Here is a 532-nt window from a genome sequence, read left to right as displayed (position 1 = left end):
GATTGACGTTACCCGCAGAAGAAGCACCGGCTAACTCCGTGCCAGCAGCCGCGGTAATACGGAGGGTGCAAGCGTTAATCGGAATTACTGGGCGTAAAGCGCACGCAGGCGGTCTGTTAAGTCGGATGTGAAATCCCCGGGCTCAACCTGGGAACTGCATTCGAAACTGGCAGGCTAGAGTCTTGTAGAGGGGGGTAGAATTCCAGGTGTAGCGGTGAAATGCGTAGAGATCTGGAGGAATACCGGTGGCGAAGGCGGCCCCCTGGACAAAGACTGACGCTCAGGTGCGAAAGCGTTGGGAGCAAACAGGATTAGATACCCTGGTAGTCCACGCTGTAAACGATGTCGATTTGGAGGTTGTGCCCTTGAGGCGTGGCTTCCGGAGCTAACGCGTTAAATCGACCGCCTGGGGAGTACGGCCGCAAGGTTAAAACTCAAATGAATTGACGGGGGCCCGCACAAGCGGTGGAGCATGTGGTTTAATTCGATGCAACGCGAAGAACCTTACCTGGTCTTGACATCCACAGAACTT

The 532-nt window shown here is 54.9% G+C and carries 1 rRNA gene; it reads left to right on the top strand.

The window, feature by feature from the left end:
- Positions 1–532, top strand: a 16S ribosomal RNA gene (locus tag HMPREF3142_RS23920); the annotation flags it as partial.

Source organism: Klebsiella sp. HMSC16C06, from assembly GCF_001808325.1.
In the GTDB taxonomy this organism is placed as follows: domain Bacteria; phylum Pseudomonadota; class Gammaproteobacteria; order Enterobacterales; family Enterobacteriaceae; genus Klebsiella; species Klebsiella variicola.
This window is presented reverse-complemented; position numbering and strand designations above follow the sequence as displayed.